The sequence below is a fragment of the Adlercreutzia sp. DFI.6.23 genome (genome assembly GCF_024462535.1).
In the GTDB taxonomy this organism is placed as follows: domain Bacteria; phylum Actinomycetota; class Coriobacteriia; order Coriobacteriales; family Eggerthellaceae; genus Adlercreutzia; species Adlercreutzia rubneri.
In genome coordinates, this window is sequence record NZ_JANGBP010000167.1 from 1 (window position 1) to 409 (window position 409).

Genomic DNA, 409 nt, shown 5'->3' on the forward strand with positions numbered 1-409 from the left:
ATTAATTCTGTTCTTTTCTGGTGACGAAAATCACATCTTGTTCGATTGCACCCGAACACTTTCGCGTGTACTATATGTATCCGCCCTTGGAACTGCAAAACACAATATATTGTGGTTCCGATGGTGAATAACCTGTGGAAAGCCTGTTGGAAAACAAAAGCGAAAAGAGGGTCTACCCCCTTGGTAATCGCGAAGGGCAGCGGTAGGGAAAACATGGCCGCGCTTCTGCATGTTGTGGTTGGCAAGGCCGCGAGAAGCGGTGCGAATACGACGCGACAGCCGCGTCGAAGAAAGGATGTAGGAAGTTATGGTCAAGACCATCATCAAGCGCGACGGGCGCACGGCGGAATTCCATCCTGAAAAGATCGCTGATGCGGTGGAGAAATCGTTCCAGGCCTGTGCGGCCATG

Annotated in this window: 1 protein-coding gene; it reads left to right on the forward strand. The window is 51.1% G+C overall.

Annotated elements, in window-relative coordinates:
* Positions 1–307: 307 nt before the first annotated feature.
* Positions 308–409 (forward strand): ATP cone domain-containing protein (locus NE591_RS16365; RefSeq protein ID WP_371130611.1); only part of this gene is annotated, 102 nt, incomplete at its 3' end.